The organism is Xanthomonas translucens pv. undulosa (genome assembly GCF_017301775.1).
Classification (GTDB): Bacteria; Pseudomonadota; Gammaproteobacteria; order Xanthomonadales; family Xanthomonadaceae; genus Xanthomonas_A; species Xanthomonas_A translucens.
The window spans coordinates 1094423-1118009 of record NZ_CP063993.1; the positions used below are offsets into that span (position 1 = coordinate 1094423).

Sequence of the window (23587 nt, forward strand, 5' to 3'; positions counted from 1 at the left end):
GCGAAGCCATGGATGGTGACGCTACGCCGGAGTGGCGCCACCCTGTCATTTGGTGGCTGCACACGTCCATACTTGCCCACAGTCAGTCATCCCGAAATCCTTCAAGCCATTGAATTCGATGCAAAATAGAGAGAAACCCCAAGTCCCTGGAAGCGCGGTGGAACATACTCCGCTGATGAAGCAGTTCTTCGCCGCCAAGTCCGAGTACCCGGACCTGCTGCTGTTCTTCCGCATGGGCGATTTCTACGAACTGTTCTACGACGACGCGCGCAAGGCGGCGCGGCTGCTGGACATCACCCTGACCCAGCGCGGCAGCTCCGGCGGCGCGCCGATCCCGATGGCCGGGGTGCCGGTGCATGCCTACGAAGGCTATCTGGCACGGCTGGTGGCGCTGGGCGAGTCGGTGGCGATCTGCGAGCAGATCGGCGATCCGGCGCTGGCCAAGGGCCTGGTCGAGCGCAAGGTGGTGCGCGTGGTCACGCCGGGCACGGTCACCGACGAGGCACTGCTCGACGAGCGCCGCGACACCTTGCTGATGGCGATCGCGCGCAACAAACACGGCTACGGCCTGGCCTGGGCCGATCTGGCCGGCGGCCGCTTCCTGGTCAACGAGGTCGACAGCGAGGACGCACTGGAAGCGGAGCTGGCGCGATTGGAGCCGGCCGAGCTGTTGGTACCCGACGAGGACCAATGGCCGGAGTTCCTGCGCGAGCGCCGCGGCGTGCGCCGCCGCGCGCCGTGGCTGTTCGACGCCGACAGCGGACGCCGCCAGTTGCTGCACTTTTTCCAGCTGCACGACCTCAGCGGCTTCGGCATCGACGACAAGCCGCGCGCCACCGCCGCCGCCGGCGCCCTGCTCGGCTATGTGGAGGAGACGCAGAAGCAGCGCCTGCCGCACCTGACCGCAATCGCGATGGAAACCGCCGCCGAGGCGATCGCGATGAACGCGGCCACGCGCCGCCACCTGGAGCTGGACACGCGCGTGGACGGCGATACGCGCAACACCTTGCTCGGCGTGCTCGACAGCACGGTCACGCCGATGGGCGGGCGCCTGCTGCGGCGCTGGCTGCACCGCCCGCTGCGCCTGCGCGAGGTGCTGGTGCAGCGTCACCACGCGGTCGGCACACTGATCGATCGCGGCGCCGATGCCGATCTGCGCGATGCGTTCCGCGCGCTCGGCGATATCGAACGCATCCTCACTCGCGTGGCGCTGCGCTCGGCGCGGCCGCGCGATTTCTCCACGCTGCGCGACGGCCTGGGTCTGTTGCCGGCAGTGCGCACGATCCTGGCGCCGCTGGATTCGCCACGGCTGGCCGCGCTGGCCGCGGAACTGGGCCAGCACGACGAGATCGCGCACCTGCTGGCCTCGGCGATCGCCGAGCAGCCGCCGCTCAAGCTCAGCGACGGTGGCGTCATCGCCGCCGACTACGACGCCGAACTGGACGAACTGCGCCGGCTCAGCACCCACGCCGACCAGTTCCTGATCGACCTGGAAGCGCGCGAGCGCGCCAGCAGCGGCATCGCCACGCTGAAGGTCGGCTACAACCGCGTGCATGGCTACTACATCGAGATCAGCAAGGGCCAGGCGGACAAGGCGCCGGTGCACTACACGCGGCGGCAGACGTTGACCAACGCCGAGCGCTACATCACCGAGGAACTGAAGAACTTCGAGGACAAGGTGCTGTCGGCGCGCGAGCGCGCGCTGTCGCGCGAGAAGCTGCTCTACGAAGCCTTGCTGGATACCTTGGGCGATCGCCTGGAACCGCTCAAGCGCGCCGCCGCCGCGCTCAGCGAACTGGACGTGCTGGCCGGCTTCGCCGAACGCGCGCAGGCGCTGGACTGGGCGCAGCCGGAACTGCACACCGCGCCATGCCTGCGCATCGAACGCGGCCGCCATCCGGTGGTGGAAGCGGTGCGCGAGCAGCCGTTCGAACCCAACGACCTGGACCTGCATCCGGACCGGCGCATGCTGGTGATCACCGGCCCGAACATGGGCGGTAAATCCACCTACATGCGCCAGAACGCATTGATCGTGCTGCTGGCGCACATCGGCAGCTACGTGCCGGCCACGCGCGCGGTGATCGGCCCGATCGACCGCATCCTGACCCGCATCGGCGCCGGCGACGACCTGGCGCGCGGCCAGTCCACCTTCATGGTCGAGATGGCCGAGACCAGCTACATCCTGCACCACGCCAGCGCGCAGTCGCTGGTGCTGATGGACGAGATCGGCCGCGGCACCTCCACCTACGACGGCCTGGCCCTGGCCGACGCGGTGGCGCGCCACCTGGCCCACCACAACCGCTGCTACACCTTGTTCGCCACGCATTATTTCGAGCTGACCGCATTGGCCGACGAATCGGTCCAAGGCGGTGCCAGCGGCATCGCCAACGTGCACCTGGACGCGGTCGAGCACGGCGACAAACTGGTGTTCATGCACGCGGTCAAGGACGGCCCGGCCAATCGCAGTTTCGGCCTGCAGGTGGCGGCGCTGGCCGGCTTGCCGAAGTCCACTGTCGCGCAGGCGCGGCGGCGGCTGGCGGAACTGGAACAACGCGGCGGCGAGAGCCACGCCTCGCAGATGGCGCCGCAGGCGCTGGACGCGCCGCAGCAGTTCGGCCTGTTCGCCGCCGCCCCATCGGCGGCGCAGGACGCGCTGGCGGCGCTGGATCCGGACGAACTGACGCCCAAGCAGGCACTGGAAGCGCTGTACCGGCTCAAGTCGCTGCTGTAGCGCGGCGCGTCTTCAGCCCCTCTCCCTTCGGAGAGATGGGTTTGGGTGAGGGTACGGCGCGAAGCGTCTCGCGGCGTTTGGGTGCACGAGGCTGCGCCCGGACCCTCACCCGCGCCTGCTGGGCACCGTCCACCGAAAGGAGGCCATGGTCGCGACGGGAGAAGGAACAGCCGCTAGGTGGCCGCTGGCGCCACGCGGGGCGGCATGTCCGGCTTCGGATGCGCCGCGATCAATGCAGCGTCGATCGCACTGGCGCGCAGCAATGCAGGACGATCGCCATGGCGCTGCGCGAACGCGGTGAATGCCGGGCGCGGTTCGAGCAGGCCGATGCGCATGTAGTACGCCAGGCATGCGGCGGTATACAGGTCGGCCGCGCTGAAGCGGTCGCCGGCCAGGTACTCGCGGTCCGCGACCGCCTGTTCCAGGGTCTGCATCAGGTCGGCCTCGCGGCCATAGCCGGCGCTGCGTGCTGGTGCCAGCGCGCCACCGTCCTTCGCGGTCAACAGTCCCTCTACCGGCCCGGACATGAAGAACAGCCAGCGGTAGTAGTCGGCGCGCGCCGGCGATCCCGGCGGCGGCGTCAGTTGCCGCTCCGGCACCAGATCGGCCAGGTAGGCGCAGATCGCCGCGTTCTCGGTGACCACGGTGTCGCCGTGGCGCAGCGCCGGCACCTTGCCCATCGGATTGATCGCCAGATACTCCGGCGCCTTCATCGTGGTGTCGTAGTCGAGGATGACCGCCTGGTATGGCAGGCCGGTTTCCTCCAGCATCCAGCGGGCAACGCGGCCGCGCGACAGGGGGTGGGTGTAGAGCACGAGTTCGGTGGACATGGGCAGATTTCCGTGGTGAACAGCCTGCAGTCTGGCCCTGCCATGCTGACAGGTGTTGTCAGTGGTCGGCGCCGTAGCCGGTGGCCGCGCGCCAGCGCTTGATCAACAGATGCCGGCGCGAAGGATAGCGTTCGCCGTCGTCGGCCAGGGCCAGTACCCGGTCGGCGCGGAAGTGGCGGAAATCGCGGCGCAGTTCGCACCACGCGGCGATCATGCCGTAGCCGCCAAAGAAGGCCATCGCGAACGGCCAGATCAAGCGTTGCGAGGCCGTGCCGTTGGCATCGGTGTAGTCCATGCGCAGCACGTGCTCGAGGCGGATGCCATGGCGCAGCACCGGCAGCCACGGCGCCGGCGGCGGCAGGTCTGCGGCGGCGGGCACCAGCAGCCCGCTGGTCTCGATCGACAGGCGCAGATTGCCGGGCAGCGTGGCCGCGATCCGCGCCACCGCGCGCTGCGCCGCCTGCGCCAGTTCCGGATCGGCCTGGCACGCCACCCAACGCGCGCCCAGGGTCAACGCCTCCAGTTCGTCCTCGGTGAAATTCAACGCCGGCAGCAGGAAGCCGGGACGCAGCACGTAGCCGACGCCGGGATCGCCGAGGATGTCGGCGCCCTGCTCGCGCAAGGTCGCGATATCGCGGTACAGCGTGCGCAGGCTGACGCCCAGCGCGGTGGCGAGCTCGGCGCCCGCCACCGGCCGGCGGCGTCCGCGCAGGGCGTCGAGCAGGTGCAGCAAACGGGTCGCACGAATGGTCATCGCCACAGGATAATGGGCTTTGCCGTTTCCGATCGCCGTGGAGGTTCGCCGTCGCGCCGCACAATGCATCCGATACGCGAGTCGCCCCCGCGCTGCAGATCACCGATCCCCACACCGGCAGGCGACATATGTGCGCGGGCGAGTTATCCGGCGAGTGCCAAGGCGGGTCGGTAAAAGCCGGTCAAAACCCGGACATGCTCCACCGCGATCCTCGAACCGCTACGCACCGCCATCCCATAGGCGCCACCTATCGATTCCGTAGAATCATTCGAATTCCCTACCGCAACGTCCCCGCCTATCGTGTCCTCCAATCGCCGCGCGTCCTGCCTGCACTCCTTGCATCCAACCGCCCGGCCCCCGCAATCACGCGCACCGCACGATCACGGCGCGCGGCCACCCAGCGTCCATCAAGGTAGCCCTAGCCATGACCAGCGAATCGAAGTGCCCGTTCCACAGCGCCGCCAGCAGCGGCACCACGAACAAGGACTGGTGGCCGAAGCAATTGCGCGTGGACCTGCTCAGCCAGCACTCGTCCAGATCCAATCCGCTGGGTGAGACGTTCGATTACGCCAAGGCCTTCAACGCGCTCGATCTGCAGGCGCTGAAGCAGGACCTGCACGCGTTGATGACCGATTCGCAGGACTGGTGGCCAGCCGACTTCGGCCACTACGGCCCGTTGTTCATCCGCATGGCCTGGCATAGCGCCGGCACCTACCGCACCGGCGACGGCCGTGGTGGCGGCGGCCGCGGCCAACAGCGCTTCGCCCCGCTCAACAGCTGGCCGGACAACGTGAACCTAGACAAGGCGCGGCGCCTGCTGTGGCCGATCAAGCAGAAGTACGGGCAGGCGATTTCCTGGGCCGACCTGATGATCCTCACCGGCAACGTCGCACTGGAATCGATGGGCTTCAAGACCTTCGGTTTCGCCGGCGGCCGCGAAGACACCTGGGAGCCGGACCAGGACGTGTACTGGGGCCGCGAAACCAGCTGGCTGGGCGGCGACGTGCGCTATGCGCATGGCTCGGACGGCGTGGACAAGGCCGGCGGCGTGCTGGTGTCCGACGACGACGCCGATGGCGACGTGCACACCCGCAATCTGGAGAACCCGCTGGCCGCGGTGCAGATGGGCCTGATCTACGTCAATCCGGAAGGCCCGGACGGCAATCCGGATCCGCTGCTCGCCGCAAAGGACATCCGCGACACCTTCGCGCGTATGGCGATGAACGACGAAGAGACGGTGGCGCTGATCGCCGGCGGCCACACCTTCGGCAAGACCCATGGCGCCGGCCCGGCCGACCACGTCGGCGCCGAACCGGAAGCCAGCGACCTGGGCGCGCAAGGCCTGGGCTGGCACAACAGCTTCGGCAGCGGCAAGGGCGGCGACACCATCACCAGCGGCCTGGAGGTCACCTGGACCACCACGCCGGCGCAGTGGAGCAACGATTTCTTCGAACACCTGTTCAAGTTCGAGTGGGAGCTGAGCAAAAGCCCGGCCGGCGCGCACCAGTGGGTAGCGAAGAATGCCGAGGCGCTGATCCCGGACGCGCACGATGCGGCGAAGAAGCATCTGCCGACCATGCTCACCACCGACTTGGCGCTGCGCTTCGACCCGGCCTACGCCGCGATCTCGCGCCGCTTCCTCGAGCACCCCGAGCAGTTCGCCGATGCCTTCGCCCGCGCCTGGTTCAAGTTGACACACCGCGACATGGGCCCGCGTGCGCGCTACCTCGGCGCGGACGTGCCGGCCGAAGAACTGCTGTGGCAGGATCCGATCCCCACGCTGGACCACGCGCTGGTCGATGCGCAGGACATCGCCGCGCTCAAGCAGACGCTGCTCGGCTCGGGCCTGAGCATCGCGCAACTGGTCTCGACCGCGTGGGCCGCGGCCTCCTCCTTCCGCGGCTCGGACAAGCGCGGCGGCGCCAACGGCGCGCGCATTCGCCTGGCGCCGCAAAAGGATTGGGAGGTCAACCAGCCCGAACAGCTGGCGCAGGTGCTGGCCACGCTGGAGCGCATCCAGGCGCAGTTCAACGGTGCGCAGCGCGGCGGCAAGAAGATCTCGCTGGCCGACCTGATCGTGCTCGGCGGTGCGGCGGCGGTCGAGCAGGCGGCCAAGAATGCGGGACAGACGCTGACCGTGCCGTTCGTGCCGGGGCGCATGGATGCCACGCAGGCGCAGACCGACGTCGCATCGTTCGCGGTGCTGGAGCCGATCGCCGATGGCTTCCGCAACTACAGCAAGCGCCGCTATGCGGTGCCGGCCGAGGCGCTGCTGATCGACAAGGCGCAGTTGCTGACCCTGACCGCACCGGAGATGACCGTGCTGGTCGGCGGGCTGCGCGTGCTCGGCGCCAATGTCGGGCAGTCGGCGCATGGCGTCTTCACCAAGCGCAGCGACACGCTGAGCAACGACTTCTTCGCCAACCTGCTGGACATGGGCATCGAGTGGAAAGCGACATCGGACACCAGGGAGGTGTACGCAGGCCGCGACCGCGCCAGCGGCGAACAGAAGTGGACCGGCACCCGCGCGGACCTGGTGTTCGGTTCCAACGCGATCCTGCGCGCGCTGGCCGAAGTGTATGCCAGTGCCGATGCGCAGGAGAAGTTTGTGCGCGACTTCGTCGCCGCGTGGAGCAAGGTGATGCAGCTGGACCGTTTCGATCTGGCCGCGTGAAGTCGACGGCCTGCCTGGTGCATCGGGCAGGCTGATGGTCGGTCGGGTCTGCCAAGGATGATCCGGGGCCGGTCGGCGGCCGCATTTTCTGCGCCACGCGACACACGCGAACGCTCTGGCTTGCCGGGGCGGTTTTGCGTGAGCGTCGTGGCATGGATATCACGACGGTACGACTGATGCGAAGCTGGTTTGTGGAAGTGACTTGGGATTAATCTCAAACCATTGCGTCCCGACGCTCTCCAACACTGACAGGCTCACCGCTTCGTTCGTCACTGCTGAAGCCGCTCCTACAGGGGATCTGCGGCGTGCTGGCTGGGTGCACTGTAGGAGGGACTTCAGTCCCGACACTCTCCAACACCGATCGGTTCACCGCTGCGTTCGTCGCGGCTGAAGCCGCTCCTACAAAGGGGTAGGCGCGGTAAGGGCACACCGGCCCTTCGATCGTACTCCGCTTCTACAGCGCGTCCAGATCGCCCAGCGCGCGGATCAGGCGCCGTGCGCGCTTGTCAGGCTTGCCATCGGGGGCCCGGTAGCCGTTGCGTTCGGCGTGGCGTTGCGCGCGTTGCTGCGCGCGCCGCTCGCGCGAGGCGTCGCTTTCCAGGTACAGCGTCTGCGCGACGCTGGCCGGGCCGCGGTCGTCGCTGAGCGCCAGCACCTGGATCTCGAACACCTCCTCGCCGCGCTCCACGCGCAACTGCTCGCCCACGCGCACCGCGCGCGAGGATTTCGGCCGCTGCCCGGCCACGCCGACCTTGCCGGTTTCCACCGCCTGCTTGGCCACGCTGCGGGTCTTGAAGAAGCGCGCGGCCCACAGCCAGACATCCAGCCGGACCACGCTCGGTTGCGCTAACGGTTCATTCATCGTGCTGACGGAAATCCACCTGCATGGGTTGGGTGTCGGGTCGCTCGCCGGACCACCGCAGCGACGGCTGCGGATGGCGGCGCTGCCGGCGCTGGCTGAGCGCCAGGCCGTCGGCGCGCGGCGGCAGCGCGCTATCGTCCTCGCCGACCAGGCATTGCGGGCGCTCGCCGGGCCGCACCTTGGCATCGCCCCAGCGCGCGCTGTCGGCGCAGCCAGCCAGGACCAGCACCAGCGCGCTGCATCCGATCCACTGCAGATGGCGGCGCGATTTGGGCATTGCAAGTTCCTCTGCTTGGTCATGTGTGCCGCCAGCTGTGCCAGCCACTGCAAGCCGCCCCCCCGCATCGACGCATTCAGCCTAGGACGTTGCCGGCCACGCCACACCTGCCATGCGTTGCCTCCCCGGAGGCGCGTGCAGGTGTTAATGTGCGCTGCTTCACGTTCCCGTCCTGCAGGCACGCGATGCCCAAGTCCGCCGCGCTCACCGAAGGCCCGATCGGCCGGCAGTTGCTGCTGTTCGCGCTGCCGATCCTGGCCGGCAACATCGCGCAGTCGCTGAACGGGTCGGTCAATGCGATCTGGGTGGGCCGCTACCTCGGCGAGGCGGCGCTAACCGCGGCGGCCAACGCCAACAGCATCATGTTCTTCCTGATCGGCTCGGTGTTCGGCATCGGCATGGCCGCCACCATCCTGATCGGCCAGGCGATGGGCCGTGGCGACGTGCTGCAGGCGCGACGCGTGATGGGTACCAGCGCCACATTCTTCCTCGGCATCTCGGTGTTGATCGCGGCCGGCGGCTGTTGGCTGGCGCGGCACCTGCTGGCGGCGATGGGCACCCCGGCCACCTCGCTGCCGCTGGCCGAGGCCTATCTGCGGGTGATCTTCCTGGCGATGCCGCTGCTGTACGCGTTCGCGTTCCTGTCGGCGGCGCTGCGCGGCACCGGCGACTCGCGCACGCCGTTCCGCTTCCTGCTGCTGTCGGTGGCGCTGGACATCGGCTTCAATCCGCTGCTGCTGTTTGGGCTGGGGCCGTTCCCGAAACTGGGCATCGCCGGCGCCGCCTGGGCCACGCTGATCGCGCAGGCCATCGCCCTGAGCGGGCTGCTACTGTACCTGCGGCACAAACGCCATGTGCTGTGGCTGGGCCGGCAGGACGCGGGGCTGTTCCGCATCGATACGACGATCCTGCGCGCACTGGTGGTCAAGGGCGTGCCGATGGGCCTGCAGATGGTGCTGATCTCGCTGGCGATGATCGTGATGATTTCGATGGTCAACGGCTACGGCACCGATACCTCGGCCGCCTACGGCGCAGCGATGCAGTTGTGGACCTATGTGCAGATGCCGGCGATGGCGATCGGCGCGGCGTGCTCGTCGATGGCCGCGCAGAACGTCGGCGCGCAGCGCTGGGACCGGGTCGCGGCGACCGTGCGGCAGGGCGTGCTGTTCAACTTCCTGCTGACCGGCGCGCTGATCGCGCCACTGATCCTGCTCGACCGCTGGACTCTGTCCCTGTTCCTGCCGCCGCACAGCGCGGCGCTGGAGATCGCGCGCCATCTCAACCACATCGCGGTGTGGTCGTTCCTGTTCTTCGGCGTGACCTTCGTGATCTCCGGCGTGGTCCGCGCCACCGGCGCGGTGATCCCGCCGCTGCTGATCCTGGCGCTGTCGCTGTGGGGCATCCGCGTGCCGTTCGCGCAGCTGCTGCAGCCGCAGTTCGGCGCCGATGCGGTGTGGTGGAGCTTCCCGACCAGTTCGATCTGCGCGATGTCCTTGTCGCTGGCCTATTACCGCTGGGGCAACTGGCGCAAGGCGCGCATGCTGAGCCAACCGCGCGCGGAGGAAATGGCGCATCCGGCGGAAGTGCCGGCGGCGCCGCCGGCCGCGGTCGCGGATGTGTCGATCGCGCAGGATCCGGCGCGCTGAGCGCCCGCCTTTCGATCGAGGCAGTCGCCTGTGGGAGCGGCTTCAATGGCGACGGACTCTCTCGGGAAGTCCCGTCGCCACTGAAGCCGCTCCCACATACAGCTTGCGGCGACTCCGGGAAAGCGCTCTCGCTTCGTTTCGGCCGAAGCGGCATCGAGGGAACGCGGTCGGCATTGAAGCACCCGACGCTCTAGCTGCGTGGATGGTCCGCGGCTGCGCTCGGTCGCGGTTGAAAACCGCTCCTACAGGGACTTACGGCGGGCTGTCTGGAGCACTGTAGGAGGGGCTTCAGCCCCGACCGGAACCTCCAGCCCGCATCATGCCCAGCGCGCAAGCCCGACACATCGAGCGCAGCCACCGCGCATCGCAGACACCCCGCCCACAAACGCAAACGGCCGCCCGAAGGCGGCCGTCGCGGCAGCGACCGGAGTCGCTGTGGGATTACTCGGCCTTGGCGGCGGCCGCAGCGGCCTGGCGCGCGACCTTGGCCTGCGCAGCGGCGGCCAGATCTTCCTTGATGCGGGCGGCCTTGCCTTCCAGGCCACGCAGATAGTACAGCTTGCCGGCGCGGACCTTGCCGCGGCGCTTCACTTCGACCGAGTCGATGATGGCGCTGTGGCTCTGGAACACGCGCTCCACGCCGAAGCCGTGCGAGATCTTGCGCACGGTGAACGAGGAGTTCAGGCCGGCGTTCTTGGTGCCGATCACCACGCCTTCGTAGGCCTGGACGCGCTCGCGGTTGCCTTCCTTCACCTTGACGTTGACGACGATGGTGTCGCCCTGGTTGAACTCCGGCAGCTTGCGCTGGATCTGGGCGGCTTCGAAGTCGGCCAGGATGGTCTTGTTGAGCTTGCTCATGGTGGGCACCGCTTGTGTCTGGTGAGGTGGTCCGGCAGTCGCCGCACGGCGATTGCGCGAGGCGATTACGCGATATCGGGGATGGGCCAAGACGCAGAGGACTTGACCGGAAAGCCGGGCATTTTAACCCAGTCGTGCGGCCATGGCTAGGGCTTGGAGGGATTTTCCTGCACAGGGGCCGGATCGGCCTGCAGGCCCTGGCGGAATTCCTGCAGCAGGCAGCGGTCGGCCGCGCTCAGCGCCGCTTCGTCCAGGAGGTCCGGGCGCCGCAGCCAGGTCCGGCCCAGCGCCTGCATGCGCCGCCAGCGCGCGATCGCGGCATGGTTGCCAGAGCGCAGGATGGCCGGCGCTTCGCCCAGCGCGTGTTCGCGCGGATGGGTGTAGTGCGGGCAGTCGAGCAGCCCGTCCGGGCCTTCGAAGCTGTCCTGGGCGGCGGACTCGGCATCGTTCAGCGCGCCCTCCTGCAGCCGGGTGACCGCATCGACCAGCACCGCCGCGGCCAGCTCGCCGCCGGACAGCACGTAGTCGCCGATCGAGATCTCCTCGTCCACCGCGGCGGCGACGAAGCGCTCGTCCACCCCCTCGTAGCGCCCGCACAGCAGCACCAGCCGCGGCAGCGCCGCCAGTTGGCGGGCCTTGGCCTGGGTCAGCGGCGCGCCCTGCGGGCTGAGGTAGATCACCGGCGCCGGTTGCGGGTCGGCCTCGCGCACCGCCTGCAGGCAGGCCTGCAGCGGCTCGATCATCATCACCATGCCCGGGCCGCCGCCGAACGGACGGTCGTCCACCTTGCGGTAGCCGCCGCTGGCGTAGTCGCGCGGGTTCCAGCCATGCAGCGCCAGCAGCGCGCGCTCCTGCGCACGGCCGACCACGCCGAACGCGGCGCACTGGGCGACGAACTCCGGAAACAGGCTGATGACGTCGATGCGCATGGGCGGACTCGGGACTCGGGACTCGGGACTGGCAGAGCGTGGGCGGCCGCTGGATCGGCGCAAGCCCCGGCACCCTCAGAATTCTGGATCCCAGTCGACCACGATCAGATTGGCATCGAAATCCACCGACTTGACGCAGTCCGGCTGCACGAACGGCAGCAGCCGCTCGCGGTCGCCGCGCACCACCAGCACGTCGTTGGCGCCATTGGAGAACAGGTGCGAGACCTGCCCCAGAGCCACGCCGTCGACGGTGCGCACGTCCAGACCTTCCAGGTCCACCCAGTAGTATTCGTCGGGCTTGGGCGGCGGCAAGGTATCGCGCGCCACGTAGATCTCGGTGCCGCGCAGCGCCTCGACCGCATCGCGATCGGTGACGTCGGGCAAGGTGACCACCAGATGCTTGCTGGATTCGCGGCCACGCACGCCGCTGAGGCTGCTTTCGCTGCCGTCGGGCTTGCGCACGATCCAGGGCTGATAGCGAAAAATGGCGAGGCGCGGCTCGGTCCACGACTCGAGCTTGGCCTCGCCACGTACGCCGAAGGCGCCCAGGATCCTGCCCAGTAGGATACGGCGCTGACTGTCTTTCATAGGTGCAAAAACCGAAGGACCGCGCCAGGCGCGGCCCGCAGGATCAGGCCGCGGTGGCCTGGGCCTTGGTCGCTTCGCGATACAGGTTGCGCACCTTGTCGGTCAGCTGCGCGCCGTTGGACACCCAATGGTCCACGCGCGGCAGGTCGAGCACGATGCGCGGCTCGGCGCCCTGCGCGACCGGGTTGTAGTAGCCCAGGCGCTCGATGTTGCGGCCGTCGCGCGCGCTGCGCACGTCGGTGACGATGATGTGGTAAAAGGGACGCTTCTTGGCGCCGCCACGGGTAAGGCGAATCTTGACCATGGTTGAGTTTCCGGTGTTGCCCAGTCGCCAGGATGGCGCGGTAAGCCGGCGATTATAGCGGGCGGGTGGAACGCTGCCAAGTCGCTCCCCCCGACCCGTCAGATGGCTTGCCAGGCTTGGGTCTCGAGCGCCGCGTCCAGCATTTGCAACAGCTCCGCGACCGGCCCCAGTGCCTGCCCGTCCACCGCGGCGATGGCCTGCTGGCCGCGCGCGTTGCAGGCGAAGGCGGCCACAGGCCCGGCCAGTTCGCGCAGATGCAGCGGCCGCACCTGCTGGGCCACGCCGAGCGCGGCCAGACCGACCTGCAGCAGCCGCTCCTGGGTGCCGCGCAGGGCCGGCGCCTGCGGCCACAGCACGCTCCGCCCGTCCCAGGCGCCCAGGTTCCAGGTCGAGCCCTCGGCGACCAGGCCCTGCGCATCCACGAACAGCGCATCGTCGAAACCGGCTTGCAGCGCCAGCCGGCGCTGGTGGAACAGGGCAAAGCTGCCGGCGTGCTTGATCTGCGGCAGTTCACGCGCGAACACCGCACTGCGCAGCCGCAATGGCGTGGCGTCCGCCTGTACGGGCGCGGCCAGCGACACCAGCAGTTCCGGCGTGCAGGCCGCATCGGCACGGCGGAAATCGAAGTCGCGCGCGAACACGCTGGCGCGCAGCGACGCAGCGCCGCTGCCGAATGCCTGCAGCGCCGCGCGCAACTCGGCGCGGATCCGATCGGCCGGCAGTTCGCTGCCGAACAACGTGCGGGTGGCCTCATCGAGCCGCTGCAGATGCAGGTCGAAGCCGCGCACCGCGCCGTCGCGCACCTGCATCGTGCTGAAGTGGCCGTAGTTGACCAGCGCCGGCGCGGCCAATGCTTCCGCGCTCGCTGGCCTCCCGTGACAGAACAGCCTGGCGCTCACAGCAGCGCCTGCGCCTGGTCCCACCAACTGTCGAGCAGGGTCGCCGCCGGCTGCGCCGGCGCCATCCATGCCGACTGCCCTGCCCAGGCCTGCATCGCCGCCAGGCGGCCTTGCCGCGCGGCGGCCTGACGCATCGGCGCTGTCAGCCCGCGCTGCACCGGGTAGGGCCGCGGCGGCGGCGCGGCGGGTTCGGCCGCGGCACGCACGTAGTCGGTGACCAGCGCGCGGCCGAGGCGGCCGGAAAAGGCGCGGGTCAGCGCGGTCTGTTCCGGCCCGGCACCTGCCAGCGCCTCGGCCCAGGCTGGCGCCAGCGCCGCTTCCGGGGTGCGCAGGAACGCGGTGCCGATCTGCACCGCGCTGGCGCCCAGGGTCAGCGCCGCGGCGATGCCGCGGCCATCGCCGATGCCGCCGGCGGCGATCACCGGCACGTCAAGCCGGTCGGCCAGCCGCGGCAGCAGCGCGAACAGGCCGCTCAGCTGCTGCTCGGCGCGCGCCGCATTGAATACACCGCGGTGGCCGCCGGCCTCGGCGCCTTGCGCGACCACCGCATCGGCACCCGCCGCCTGCGCCGCCAGCGCCTCGTCCAGCGTGGTGGCGCAGGCGAACCAGGCGATGCCGGCCTGCTTCAGCTGGGCGACGAAGGCGGGCGGGAACAAGCCCATGATCGAGGACGCCACTGCCGGGCGCGCGTCCAGCAGTGCGGCGCATTGCGCGGCGAAATCGGCAGGACCGGCATCGCCGGCCGTGGCCTCGACCGGCGGCCCCCATTGCGCGAGGAACGCGCGGGTGGCCGCCTCGGCGGCGGCATCGCGCAGCGGCGGCGGATCGGGCACCCACAGGTTGACCTGCGCCGGCCCGTCGCTGCCGTGGCGGAACGCCTGCATCCAGGTGCCGATGTCCGCGGCCGAGGACAGCACAGCGCCCATTGCGCCCATGCCGCCTGCCTGCGCGACCGCCACCGACAACGGTACCGGACAGGTGCCGGCCATCGGCGACAGCAGGATCGGCAGGCGCAGGGCGAAGCGCGTGCAGAACGCGGTGACGCGGTGGTGCAGCGAATCGTTCATGGCGGGTCGATGCCGCGGTGGCGGCGTGGCGGATGGCGCAGCGGATGATGCCAGTTTCTGCGCGGCGGCTGCGGGGTGCGGCAAGCAGGGCGCACGCGGGGTGAAGGCTGCACTCGGGACGGGTGACGAGGTGGCTTCGCCACCTCCCCACACCCTCGCCTCTCCATGCATGGCGAGGTGGCTGTTCCTTCTCCCGTCGGGACCATGGCCGCCTTTTCGGGTGAAGGTGCCCCGCAGGGGCGGATGCGGGTACGGGGCCTCGTGCGCCCAAACTCCGCGAGACGCTTTCCCGCCCGCCCCTCCCCCAACCCCTCTCCCGGGGGAAAGGGGCTACTTTCCAAGCGCTGTGAGGGGGCTCAGCGGAACGGCAGGCCGCCGCGGCCGCCCATGCCGCCCATGCCGCCCATCATGCCTTTCATGCCGCGCATCAGGCCCTTCATGCCGCCACCGGCCATCTTCGACATCATCTTCTCCATCTGCTGGTACTGCTTCATCAGCTTGTTGACGTCGGCCGGCTGGGTGCCGGAACCGCGTGCGATGCGGGCGCGGCGCGAGCCGTTGAGCAGGGTCGGATTGCGCCGCTCCTTCTTGGTCATCGAACCGATGATCGCGATCATCCGCGGCACGTCCTTGTTGCCGGCGACCTGCTGCTTGAGGTGCTCAGGGATCTGGCCCATGCCCGGCAGCTTGTCCATCAGCCCGGAAATGCCGCCCATGTTCTGCATCTGCTCGAGCTGGTCGCGCATGTCGTTGAGGTCGAACTTCTTGCCCTTGGCGACCTTCTCGGCCAGCTTCTGCGCCTTGTCCTTGTCGACCTGGTGCTCGACCTGCTCGACCAGCGACAGCACGTCGCCCATATCCAGGATACGGCTGGCCAGGCGGTCGGGATGGAATACGTCCAGGCCGTCGGGCTTCTCGCCCACGCCGATGAACTTGATCGGCTTGCCGGTGATGTAGCGCACGCTCAGCGCCGCGCCGCCGCGGGCGTCGCCGTCGGTCTTGGTCAGCACCACGCCGGTCAGCGGCAGCGCCTCGCTGAACGCCTTGGCGGTGTTGGCCGCGTCCTGGCCGGTCATCGCATCGACCACGAACAGGGTCTCGGCCGGGTTGATCGCGGCGTGCAGCGCCTTGATCTCGGCCATCATCGCCGCGTCGATGGCGAGGCGGCCGGCGGTGTCGACCAGCAGCACGTCGACGAAGGACTTGCGCGCGTCGGCGATCGCGGCGCGGACGATGTCCACCGGCTGCTGCGAGGCTTCGGACGGGAAGAACAGCACCCCGACCTGCTCGGCCAGGGTCTTGAGCTGCTCGATCGCGGCCGGGCGGTAGACGTCGGCCGAGACCACCATCACCTTCTTCTTGCGCTTTTCCTTCAGGTGCTTGGCCAGCTTGCCGACCGTGGTGGTCTTGCCCGCGCCCTGCAGGCCGGCCATCAGCACGATCGCCGGCGCCGGCACGTTGAGGTTGAGGTCGCTGGCGGCCGAACCCATCACCGTGGTCAGCTCGTCGCGCACGACCTTGATCAGCGCCTGGCCCGGGGTCAGGCTCTTGAGCACTTCCTGGCCGACCGCGCGCACCTTGATGCGTTCGATCAGCGCCTGCACCACCGGCAGCGCGACGTCGGCCTCGAGCAGCGCGATGCGCACCTCGCGGGTGGCTTCGCGGATGTTCTCCTCGGTCAGGCGGCCGCGGCCGCGCAGACGCTGCATGGTGCCGGAGAGGCGTTGGGTGAGGGATTCGAACATGCGGGCGGGTCGCAGACGGGAAACGGTCGCCGATTATAGCCGCGCCCGTTGTAGCCGCGCCCGCCGGCGATCGCGGAGACGGCGGCGTCCCGGGTCCGCCGCCGCGCGCGCAGCACGGCACCCGCGCCACCAGTGCCGGCCCGATATGCGAAACTGACGCGATGTTCCTGATCCTCGTCGCGACCCTGCTGTACCTGAGCGCCACCGGCCTGCTGGTCGGCTCGGTGGTGCGCGACCGGGTCGAGCGCAGCCGCGCCTGGCTGTGGGCGGCGCTGCCGGCGGTGGCGCTGCATGCCGGCTATCACGTGCAGGTGGCGCTGCACACCGCCGGCGGGCCGGACATGCATTTCTTCGCCGCGCTGTCGCTGGTCAGCCTGGGCATGGCGCTGATGACCGCGCTGGTCGGCGCCAGCGGGCGCATGGCGGCGCTGGGCGTGGTGGTGTTCCCGCTGTCGGCGGCGCTGCTGCTGGCCTACCACTCGCACGGCCACGAACCGGCGCCGGTGCTGGACTGGCGGCTGCAGCTGCACGCGTGGATGGCGCTGCTGGCCTACGCCACGCTGGGCATCGCTGCGCTGCTGGCGGTGATGCTGTGGCTGCAGGAGCGCGCGCTGCGGCGCCGCGATTTCCACCCGTGGCTGCGCGCGCTGCCGCCGCTGACCGCGCTGGAGACGCTGCTGTTCCGCACCATCGTGGTCGGCTTCATCCTGCTGACCCTGACCCTGCTGACCGGGGTGCTGTTCGTGCAGGATTTCCTGGCGCAGCGGCTGGTGCAGAAGACCGTGCTCAGCGTGCTGTCGTGGATCGTGTTCGGCGCGCTGCTGTTCGGCCGCTGGCGCTACGGCTGGCGCGGGATCAAGGCGGTGCACTGGACCCTGGCGGCGATGCTGTTGCTGCTGCTGGCGTTCTTCGGCAGCAAGTTCGTCATCGAACTGGTGCTGGGCCACCCGCAGTAGCGGCTGCGCGGTAGCCCCGGAAGCGCCCTGCTTCCTCTTTAGGAGCGGCTTCAGCCGCGACAGGACCTCCGGTTAGAACCTGTCGCGGCTGAAGCCGCTCCTACAGGGAGCGCGATGTCTGCCGGCAGACCGGTATCGCGCCTCAATCGGCCAATGCCGCCTCCACCGCGGCCCAATCGGCATGCGCGCCGACCTCGGCGAAGCGGTATTCGATGCGGTGCCGGTAGATCTGGCCGGGGCGCAGGATGGTGTCGGGAAAGCCCGGCTGGTTCGGCGCATCCGGATAGCCCTGCGGCTCCAGGCACACGCCGCGGCCCAGGCCGGGATGCTGGCGGTCCAGCCAATGCCCTTCGTACAGTTGCAGCGCCGGCATCGCACTGGCGATGCGCATGGCCACGCCGCTGTGCGGCGAATACAGGATGGCGCTGCAGTCGCGCGGTTCGGCCAGCACCAGGCAATGGTCGTAGCCGCCGCTCAGGCGCAGCTGCGGATCGGCGGCGCTGTCCTTGTCGGCGATCGCGCGCGGGCTGCGGAAGTCGAACGGCGTGCCGGCCACCGCGGCGACCTCGCCGGTGGGCAGCAACGCGGCGTCGGCCACCGGCAGGTAACGGTCGGCCGGCACCCGCAGCCATTGCGCGGCGGCCGCCACACTGGCGTCGCCGGCCAGGTTGAAATACGGATGATGGGTGAGATTGAGCGGGGTCGGCGCGTCGGTCTGCGCGGCGAACTGCAGTTCCAGGGTGCGGCCGTGCAGGGTGAATTCGGCACTGACTCGCAGCGTGCCCGGATAGCCTTCCTCGCCGGCCGGCGAGTCGTAGTGCAGTTGCAGGTGGTGCTCGGACTGCGCCTGCACCGACCACACCCGGCGCCCGAATCCGCGCGCGCCGCCATGCAGATGATTGGTGCCCTCGTTGGCGGCGACCGCGTAGCGTTGTCCGTCCAGGTCGAAGGCCGCGCCGGCGATGCGGTTGCCGAAGCGGCCGACCAACACGCCGAGATAAGCCGGATCGTGCAAATAGGCGTCCAGCGTCGGCAGGCCGAGCACCAACTCGGTACGGCCGCGCGCGGTGTCCAGGCTGAGGCTGCGCAACAGGCCGCCGTAGGTCAGCAGCTCCGCGCACAGGCCTGCGCCGCTGTACAGCACCACGCGTTGGATAGCGGTACCGTCGGGAAGCTGGCCGAAGATCGATGACATGCAGGGTTCCTGGTTGGGTGGGCGCGTTCCACGCATGCCGCGCAGCATAACCAGCACAGCCGCCCGCAAGCCATCGTCGCGCACGCTGCTGCAGCGATGCAGCACGCCGCGCGCTTGCCGCTGCCATTGCACGGCGCTGCGCGGCGCAATCCCCGCACGCAATCTGCGGCATCGCATCATTGCAATCCCCATATCGCCAGGCCGATTTAAATCATTGGTCGGCGATCTGTCGCGCGCCTATCCTCGCTGCGCGCATCGGGAGCGCAACGGCAACGCACGACGCCGGACCGCCGCCGCAGCAATGCGAATCGGCTATAGCAGCGAGGATTTAAGTGATTGGTCGCAATGTGCCGGCCTGCCTATGCTCGAACCATGGCCGGGACCCGCTGCCGTGCCGCCGCACCCTCACCGGTCACAAGGATTGCGATCTGCACCGCTACCGCCCCCCCTGCCGCGCACTGCCAGCCTCCACCGCCACCGCCGCCGTTCGCCATGCGTGCGCCAGCCTCCATCGGATTACATGCGCCGCACACGGCGAATGCCGCCCTTCACCGACGCGGCGCCCTTGCGGGCCGCCGCCGCCCCACCGACCCAGGAGACCCACGATGCTCTCGACCCGCTCATTGAAGAACGCCGCGCTGCGCTGGCGGCGACGCCTGCCGCTGGCCGCCGCGGTGGCCGCGCTGACGCTCGGCGCCGGACTGGCGCAGGCCGCCGACGTGGAGGTGCGCGGCACGCTGCATGTCGACCAGCCGGGCGCGCAGGTTTCGCGCAACCTGTTCGGGCAGTTCGCCGAACACCTGGGCAACGGCATCTACGGCGGCGTGTGGGTCGGGCCGGACTCGAAGATCCCCAACACCCGCGGCTACCGCAACGACGTGGTCGCGGCGCTGAAGGCGCTGGACGTGCCCAACATCCGCTGGCCCGGCGGCTGCTTCGCCGACGAATACCACTGGCGCGACGGCATCGGCCCGCGCGCCAAGCGCCCGACCAGCATCAACACGCACTGGGGCGGCGTCGAGGAACCGAACAGCTTCGGCACCCATGAGTTCATGGACTTCACCGAGCTGCTCGGCACCCAGGCCTACGTGGCCGGCAACGTCGGCGACGCCGCGCCGGACGAAATGGCGCAATGGGTGGAGTACATGACCGCGCCGACCAAGTCCACGCTGGCCAACCAGCGCCGCGGCAACGGCCGCCAGGCGCCGTGGAAGGTGCCGTACTTCGGCGTGGGCAACGAGCTGTGGGGCTGCGGCGGCAACATGCGCGCGGAATACGCCGCCGACGTGTACCGCCGCTACCAGACCTTCGTCAAGGCGCCGGCCGACCAGAAGATCATGAAGATCGCGCCCGGCCCCAACGATTCGGACTATCACTGGACCGAAGTAATGATGCGCGAGGCCACCAAGTTCATGGACGGCCTGAGCCTGCACTACTACACCTTCCCAGGCGGCTGGCCGCCGCGCGCGTCCTCCACCGATTTCAACGAGAACGACTGGATCGAGACCCTGTCGCGCACGCTGGTGATGGATGAGCTGCTGACCAAGCACAGCGCGATCATGGACAGGTACGACCCCGACAAGAAGGTCGCGCTGGTGGTGGACGAATGGGGCACCTGGTACAAGGGCTTGCCCGATGTCAATCCGGGCTTCCTGCGCCAGCAGAACACCTTGCGCGATGCGCTGGTGGCTTCGCTCAACCTGGACATCTTCGTCCAGCACGCCGACCGCGTGCGCATGGCCAACATCGCGCAGATGGTCAACGTACTGCAGGCGATGATCCTCACCGACGGCGACAAGATGCTGCTGACCCCGACCTACCACGTGTTCGCGATGTACAAGCCCTACCAGGACGCGACCGCGCTGCCGCTGCAGATCAAGGCGCCCGACTACACGCTCGGCAAATACACGGTGCCGTCGGTGCACGGTTCGGCGGTCAAGGCCAAGGACGGCCACGTCTATGTGGCGCTGACCAACCTGGATCCGAACCACACCGCCGAGGTCGTGGTGCAGGTCGGCGGCGTGCAGGCCGGCGGCGTCAGCGGGCAGATCCTCACCGCACCGAAGATCACCGCACTCAACACCTTCGAGCAACCACAGGCGCTGCAGCCGGCCGCGTTCAACGGCGCCAGCCTGCAGGGCGGCACGCTGAAGGTGGCGCTGCCGGCCAAGGCGATCGTGATGCTCAAGCTGCAATAGACGCGATAGTCGCGGACGTCTTCGCGCCTACCCTCCCGCTGCAGGGCGCGGGCTGGTCGTCCAAACCACGTCGACGCAGGTCGGCGTGGTTTTTTTATGCGCCGCGTTTATTCCGGCGTGTTGGACAGCCGCGCGAACAGCGAGTCGCCGTCCGGCGAGATCAGGTCGCTGACCGCCCAGCAGCCGTTGCCGCGGCGCTGCAGTTCGATCTTCACCGAGCCGGGTCTGCTGGCCGTGCCGTGCAGCGCCAGCCGGTAGTCCATGCGCACCTCCAGCACGGTCGCCAGGGAGCCGCCGGACACCAGGGTGAAGCGTGGCGCGCCCTGGATGGCGCCGTCCTGCGCATGGGTCCACGGGTCGTCCGGACGCCGTCGCGCTCGGCGCAGGTGAGTTCGGTCTTGATCGCGTAGGCGAAGGATGGGGTCAGCAGCCCGTCCAGATTCTGCGGCCGCCGATAGAAATCGCGTGCCTGGTACAGCCGCTGCGCCACCTGCAGCGCCGTCGCGCATGGCGGCGCCTGCGCCGCGGCGAGCGCAGGCAGCAAGGCGAGAATGGCAACGAATCGAGGCATGCGCGGCTCCGGGGTCGGGGCTCCCATCAAGCCCGGATCGCGGCGCGCGCGCATGCGCCGGGCAAAAAACCGGCGCCGGCGAACCGGCACCTCGACCTGCCGCGATCCGGCCTGGCGGTAACGCGCCCGGCGGGCACCCACAGCCCCGCCACGCCGCTTCGCATGGCACTGCATCCGGCGCGCAACGGTCGCCGCCTAAACTAACAGCGGCGGTTCGCCGCAGCGACCGGCGCGCATGGCGGGGCGGACGGCATCCATGGATTTATGCGCGATGCGCTCCTATCATCCGCCGACCTATCGAGGATGCGTACCCAATGACCACCCCGCAGATGTCGGTGTATTTTTTTCTGCAGGCGGCGGCGATCCTGTTGATATGCCGCCTGGTCGGCCTGCTCGCCAGGCGCGTGGGCCAGCCGCAGGTGGTGGGCGAGATGATCGCCGGCGTGGCGCTGGGGCCGTCGCTGTTCGGCCTGGTGCTGCCGGAGTTGCAGCAGGCGCTGTTCCCCAAGCAGACCCTGGACATGCTGTACGTGGTCGCGCAGTTCGGCGTGGGCCTGTACATGTTCCTGGTCGGCACCGACTTCCGCAGCGAGCATTTCCGTGCGCGCTACCGCAGCGCGCTGAGCGTGTCGCTGGCCGGCATCGCGATGCCGTTCGTGCTGGCGTTCGCGCTGGTGCCGTGGCTGCTGCATACCCCCGGCCTGTTCTCGGCCAAGGCCAAGATCCTGGAAGCCTCGCTGTTCCTGGGCGCGGCCATCGCCATCACCGCGTTCCCGATGCTGGCGCGGATCATCCACGAGCGCGGCCTCACCGGCAGTTCCCTGGGCACCCTGGCGCTCACCGCCGGCGCGGTGGACGATGCGGCAGCGTGGTGCATCCTGGCCATCGTGCTGGCCAGCTTCGGCGGCAGTTGGAACAGCGCCTACCTGGCGATCGGCGGCGGCGTGGGCTACGCATTGTTCATGATGCTGGTCGGCCGTCATTGGCTGCGCCGCCTGGCCGACCACGTGCGTCCCGACCAGCCGCTCAGCGCCAGCGTGCTGGCGGTGGTGCTGATGCTCTTCTGCACGAGCGCCTGGGCGATGGACGCGATCGGCATCCATGCGGTGTTCGGCGGCTTCCTGCTGGGCGCCTGCCTGCCCAAGGGCGCGCTGACAGAAAAGCTGCGCGAGCAGTTGCAACCGTTCGTGGTGGTGTTCCTGCTGCCGATGTTCTTCACCTTCTCTGGGCTAAAGACCCAGCTCAGCGTGCTGCTGGACCCGCAGATCCTGATCGCCGCGGTGGCGATCCTGCTCGCCTCGTTCCTGGGCAAGGGCATGGCCTGCTGGGCCGCGGCGCGCGTCAGCGGCGAGAACAATCGCGATGCGATGGCGATCGGCGCGCTGATGAACGCACGCGGGCTGATGGAGCTGATCATCATCAACATCGGCCTGCAGGCCGGGGTCATCGAGCAGGGCCTGTTCTCGATCCTGGTGCTGATGGCGATCGTGTCCACCTTGCTGGCCACGCCGCTGTTCAACTGGGTGATGCGCCGCGCCGCCGCGCGCGAGGCGGCGCCGGCAGCGGCCGGCGGCCGGCTGTAGCGCGCCGCGCTGAGGATTTGGGTACCGTCTGTGCGCCTAGCGTGTCATGAAGCGTGTTGGCGATGGGACTTGCCGGTGCAGTCCTGTCGCGGCTGAAGCCGCTCCTACAGGTGCGGTTGCACGGAAGAGAGTGTCGGCCTCACAACGGCGTCAGCCGCCATAGCCCGTAGGGATTGGCGAACAGGTCGCCGGGCTGGAACTGGGCGCTGGGTTCGGCATCGAGCCGGTAGCGCGGCGCATCCTCCGCGACAGCAAAGGTGTGGCCCTCGCGCATCGGCGGCGCTTCGGTGAACAGATACCAGGTGAAGGTGTGCAGCAGCGCGACCGGGTCGTCTGCCGCCTGCGCCGCGACGATCGCGTCCTTCATGCCGAAATGGTGCATGCCGCAGGAATGCACCTGCTCGCCGGTGAGGTTCGATACATACGCACGATGGGCGCTGAAGAAGGCCAGGTCCGCGCACAGCTGACGCCACGCGCCCGGGCCGTGCGCCACGCCGCTGCTCTCGACCTTCACCCCAAGGCCGCCGGCATCCAGCAGCGCCGCGGCCGCCCGCATCATCGCCTCGGCGCGCACCCTGGAACCGCCATCGCCGATCAGATACACGACCGAGGCATGCGCGTGGATGCGCGCCATGTCGTCGGAATCGAGCCAATGCGGCCCGGCGGCGGCGAACGCGTCCGCCATGCCCGGGTCGCGCGGCTCGTATTGCAGTTCGAAGGCGTCGCCGCTTTCCGTGTGCAGCAGAACCTGCCCGGCGAACAGATAGCCGCCGCTGTCGCGGACGATGCACGCGAGCAGATCCGGGCGGTCCGGCCATGGGCCGGGAATGCACAACACGATTTTGGGAGTGTCGATCAAGGTGGCGGCTCCTTGCCGTCAGGTAGCGGATGCGCGCGAGCGGAATGGCCGCTGCAGCGAA

Annotated in this window: 20 protein-coding genes; 6 read left to right on the top strand and 14 right to left on the bottom strand. The window is 69.1% G+C overall.

Annotated elements, in window-relative coordinates:
- Nucleotides 1-118: 118 nt before the first annotated feature.
- Entirely contained in the window at nt 119-2731 is a 2613-nt protein-coding gene (gene mutS / locus ISN38_RS04480) for a DNA mismatch repair protein MutS (RefSeq protein ID WP_047324680.1), read from the top strand.
- A gap of 173 nt (nt 2732-2904) precedes the next feature.
- On the opposite strand, the gene ISN38_RS04485 is transcribed toward mutS, so the two are convergent.
- Both ISN38_RS04485 and ISN38_RS04490 read right to left on the bottom strand, forming a co-directional pair.
- Nucleotides 2905-3561: a glutathione S-transferase family protein gene (locus tag ISN38_RS04485; protein WP_003470872.1), complete on the bottom strand. Its 657-nt coding sequence runs from the start codon at nt 3559-3561 to the stop codon at nt 2905-2907.
- A 58-nt stretch (nt 3562-3619) separates the two neighbouring features.
- Nucleotides 3620-4315, bottom strand: coding sequence for a helix-turn-helix transcriptional regulator (locus ISN38_RS04490; RefSeq protein WP_038238915.1), 696 nt, complete (start codon nt 4313-4315; stop codon nt 3620-3622).
- A gap of 424 nt (nt 4316-4739) precedes the next feature.
- On the opposite strand from ISN38_RS04490, the gene katG reads away from it, so the two are divergent.
- Nucleotides 4740-6989, top strand: a complete 2250-nt coding sequence (katG, locus tag ISN38_RS04495) for a catalase/peroxidase HPI (RefSeq protein ID WP_003470870.1) — start codon at nt 4740-4742, stop codon at nt 6987-6989.
- A gap of 454 nt (nt 6990-7443) precedes the next feature.
- Here the strand turns inward: katG and ISN38_RS04500 are convergent, their stop codons facing one another.
- On the bottom strand, nt 7444-7851 hold the full coding sequence (locus tag ISN38_RS04500) for an RNA-binding S4 domain-containing protein (protein ID WP_003470869.1): 408 nt from the start codon (nt 7849-7851) through the stop codon (nt 7444-7446).
- Nucleotides 7844-8128: a hypothetical protein gene (locus ISN38_RS04505; protein ID WP_003470868.1), complete on the bottom strand. Its 285-nt coding sequence runs from the start codon at nt 8126-8128 to the stop codon at nt 7844-7846. Before ISN38_RS04505 ends, ISN38_RS04500 begins: the two co-directional genes overlap by 8 nt.
- Before the next feature lie 185 nt (nt 8129-8313).
- On the opposite strand from ISN38_RS04505, the gene ISN38_RS04510 reads away from it, so the two are divergent.
- Nucleotides 8314-9774 (top strand): MATE family efflux transporter, encoded by a 1461-nt coding sequence (locus ISN38_RS04510; protein ID WP_047324679.1) that lies wholly within the window; start codon nt 8314-8316, stop codon nt 9772-9774.
- 441 nt (nt 9775-10215) lie between these two features.
- On the opposite strand, the gene rplS is transcribed toward ISN38_RS04510, so the two are convergent.
- The 7 genes from rplS to ffh form a co-directional block, all read right to left on the bottom strand.
- Nucleotides 10216-10632: a 50S ribosomal protein L19 gene (rplS, locus tag ISN38_RS04515; protein WP_003470862.1), complete on the bottom strand. Its 417-nt coding sequence runs from the start codon at nt 10630-10632 to the stop codon at nt 10216-10218.
- Nucleotides 10633-10778: 146 nt separating this feature from the next.
- Nucleotides 10779-11561 carry a tRNA (guanosine(37)-N1)-methyltransferase TrmD gene (trmD, locus tag ISN38_RS04520; RefSeq protein ID WP_003470859.1) on the bottom strand — a complete coding sequence of 261 codons (783 nt, stop codon included), beginning with the start codon at nt 11559-11561 and terminating at the stop codon, nt 10779-10781.
- A 75-nt stretch (nt 11562-11636) separates the two neighbouring features.
- Complete coding sequence (gene rimM, locus ISN38_RS04525; protein ID WP_003470856.1) at nt 11637-12149, bottom strand: ribosome maturation factor RimM; 513 nt, start codon at nt 12147-12149, stop codon at nt 11637-11639.
- Nucleotides 12150-12192: 43 nt separating this feature from the next.
- On the bottom strand, nt 12193-12453 hold the full coding sequence (gene rpsP / locus ISN38_RS04530; protein WP_039005630.1) for a 30S ribosomal protein S16: 261 nt from the start codon (nt 12451-12453) through the stop codon (nt 12193-12195).
- Nucleotides 12454-12551: 98 nt separating this feature from the next.
- Nucleotides 12552-13352: an aminotransferase class IV family protein gene (locus ISN38_RS04535; protein ID WP_108085118.1), complete on the bottom strand. Its 801-nt coding sequence runs from the start codon at nt 13350-13352 to the stop codon at nt 12552-12554.
- Nucleotides 13349-14419 carry an NAD(P)H-dependent flavin oxidoreductase gene (locus tag ISN38_RS04540; protein ID WP_047324678.1) on the bottom strand — a complete coding sequence of 357 codons (1071 nt, stop codon included), beginning with the start codon at nt 14417-14419 and terminating at the stop codon, nt 13349-13351. The genes ISN38_RS04535 and ISN38_RS04540 overlap by 4 nt, the downstream gene beginning before the upstream one ends.
- Before the next feature lie 356 nt (nt 14420-14775).
- Nucleotides 14776-16164, bottom strand: a complete 1389-nt coding sequence (ffh, locus tag ISN38_RS04545; RefSeq protein ID WP_003470690.1) for a signal recognition particle protein — start codon at nt 16162-16164, stop codon at nt 14776-14778.
- Nucleotides 16165-16325: 161 nt separating this feature from the next.
- Between ffh and ISN38_RS04550 the strand changes: the two genes are divergently transcribed.
- Nucleotides 16326-17120: a cytochrome C assembly family protein gene (locus ISN38_RS04550; RefSeq protein ID WP_003470691.1), complete on the top strand. Its 795-nt coding sequence runs from the start codon at nt 16326-16328 to the stop codon at nt 17118-17120.
- 142 nt (nt 17121-17262) lie between these two features.
- Here the strand turns inward: ISN38_RS04550 and ISN38_RS04555 are convergent, their stop codons facing one another.
- Nucleotides 17263-18315, bottom strand: a complete 1053-nt coding sequence (locus ISN38_RS04555) for an aldose epimerase family protein (protein WP_058358400.1) — start codon at nt 18313-18315, stop codon at nt 17263-17265.
- A 605-nt stretch (nt 18316-18920) separates the two neighbouring features.
- Between ISN38_RS04555 and ISN38_RS04560 the strand changes: the two genes are divergently transcribed.
- Complete coding sequence (locus ISN38_RS04560; RefSeq protein WP_003470698.1) at nt 18921-20513, top strand: alpha-N-arabinofuranosidase; 1593 nt, start codon at nt 18921-18923, stop codon at nt 20511-20513.
- Nucleotides 20514-20620: 107 nt separating this feature from the next.
- On the opposite strand, the gene ISN38_RS20125 is transcribed toward ISN38_RS04560, so the two are convergent.
- Entirely contained in the window at nt 20621-20815 is a 195-nt protein-coding gene (locus tag ISN38_RS20125; protein ID WP_003470700.1) for a hypothetical protein, read from the bottom strand.
- 583 nt (nt 20816-21398) lie between these two features.
- Between ISN38_RS20125 and ISN38_RS04570 the strand changes: the two genes are divergently transcribed.
- Nucleotides 21399-22667 (top strand): cation:proton antiporter, encoded by a 1269-nt coding sequence (locus ISN38_RS04570; RefSeq protein WP_058358358.1) that lies wholly within the window; start codon nt 21399-21401, stop codon nt 22665-22667.
- Nucleotides 22668-22806: 139 nt separating this feature from the next.
- On the opposite strand, the gene ISN38_RS04575 is transcribed toward ISN38_RS04570, so the two are convergent.
- On the bottom strand, nt 22807-23526 hold the full coding sequence (locus ISN38_RS04575; RefSeq protein WP_003470705.1) for a hypothetical protein: 720 nt from the start codon (nt 23524-23526) through the stop codon (nt 22807-22809).
- Nucleotides 23527-23587: the final 61 nt, after the last annotated feature.

Coding starts and splice junctions, on each gene's coding strand:
- ISN38_RS04510 (WP_047324679.1), top strand. CDS start 8,314: ATGCCCAAGTCCGCCGCGCTCACCGAAGGCCCGATCGGCCGGCAGTTG.
- ISN38_RS04570 (WP_058358358.1), top strand. CDS start 21,399: ATGACCACCCCGCAGATGTCGGTGTATTTTTTTCTGCAGGCGGCGGCG.
- ISN38_RS04490 (WP_038238915.1), bottom strand. CDS start 4,315: ATGACCATTCGTGCGACCCGTTTGCTGCACCTGCTCGACGCCCTGCGC.
- ISN38_RS04485 (WP_003470872.1), bottom strand. CDS start 3,561: ATGTCCACCGAACTCGTGCTCTACACCCACCCCCTGTCGCGCGGCCGC.
- ISN38_RS04500 (WP_003470869.1), bottom strand. CDS start 7,851: ATGAATGAACCGTTAGCGCAACCGAGCGTGGTCCGGCTGGATGTCTGG.
- ISN38_RS04505 (WP_003470868.1), bottom strand. CDS start 8,128: ATGCCCAAATCGCGCCGCCATCTGCAGTGGATCGGATGCAGCGCGCTG.
- ISN38_RS04555 (WP_058358400.1), bottom strand. CDS start 18,315: ATGTCATCGATCTTCGGCCAGCTTCCCGACGGTACCGCTATCCAACGC.
- rpsP (WP_039005630.1), bottom strand. CDS start 12,453: ATGGTCAAGATTCGCCTTACCCGTGGCGGCGCCAAGAAGCGTCCCTTT.
- rplS (WP_003470862.1), bottom strand. CDS start 10,632: ATGAGCAAGCTCAACAAGACCATCCTGGCCGACTTCGAAGCCGCCCAG.
- ISN38_RS04560 (WP_003470698.1), top strand. CDS start 18,921: ATGCTCTCGACCCGCTCATTGAAGAACGCCGCGCTGCGCTGGCGGCGA.
- trmD (WP_003470859.1), bottom strand. CDS start 11,561: ATGCGCATCGACGTCATCAGCCTGTTTCCGGAGTTCGTCGCCCAGTGC.
- katG (WP_003470870.1), top strand. CDS start 4,740: ATGACCAGCGAATCGAAGTGCCCGTTCCACAGCGCCGCCAGCAGCGGC.
- ffh (WP_003470690.1), bottom strand. CDS start 16,164: ATGTTCGAATCCCTCACCCAACGCCTCTCCGGCACCATGCAGCGTCTG.
- ISN38_RS04550 (WP_003470691.1), top strand. CDS start 16,326: ATGTTCCTGATCCTCGTCGCGACCCTGCTGTACCTGAGCGCCACCGGC.
- rimM (WP_003470856.1), bottom strand. CDS start 12,149: ATGAAAGACAGTCAGCGCCGTATCCTACTGGGCAGGATCCTGGGCGCC.
- mutS (WP_047324680.1), top strand. CDS start 119: ATGCAAAATAGAGAGAAACCCCAAGTCCCTGGAAGCGCGGTGGAACAT.
- ISN38_RS04540 (WP_047324678.1), bottom strand. CDS start 14,419: ATGAACGATTCGCTGCACCACCGCGTCACCGCGTTCTGCACGCGCTTC.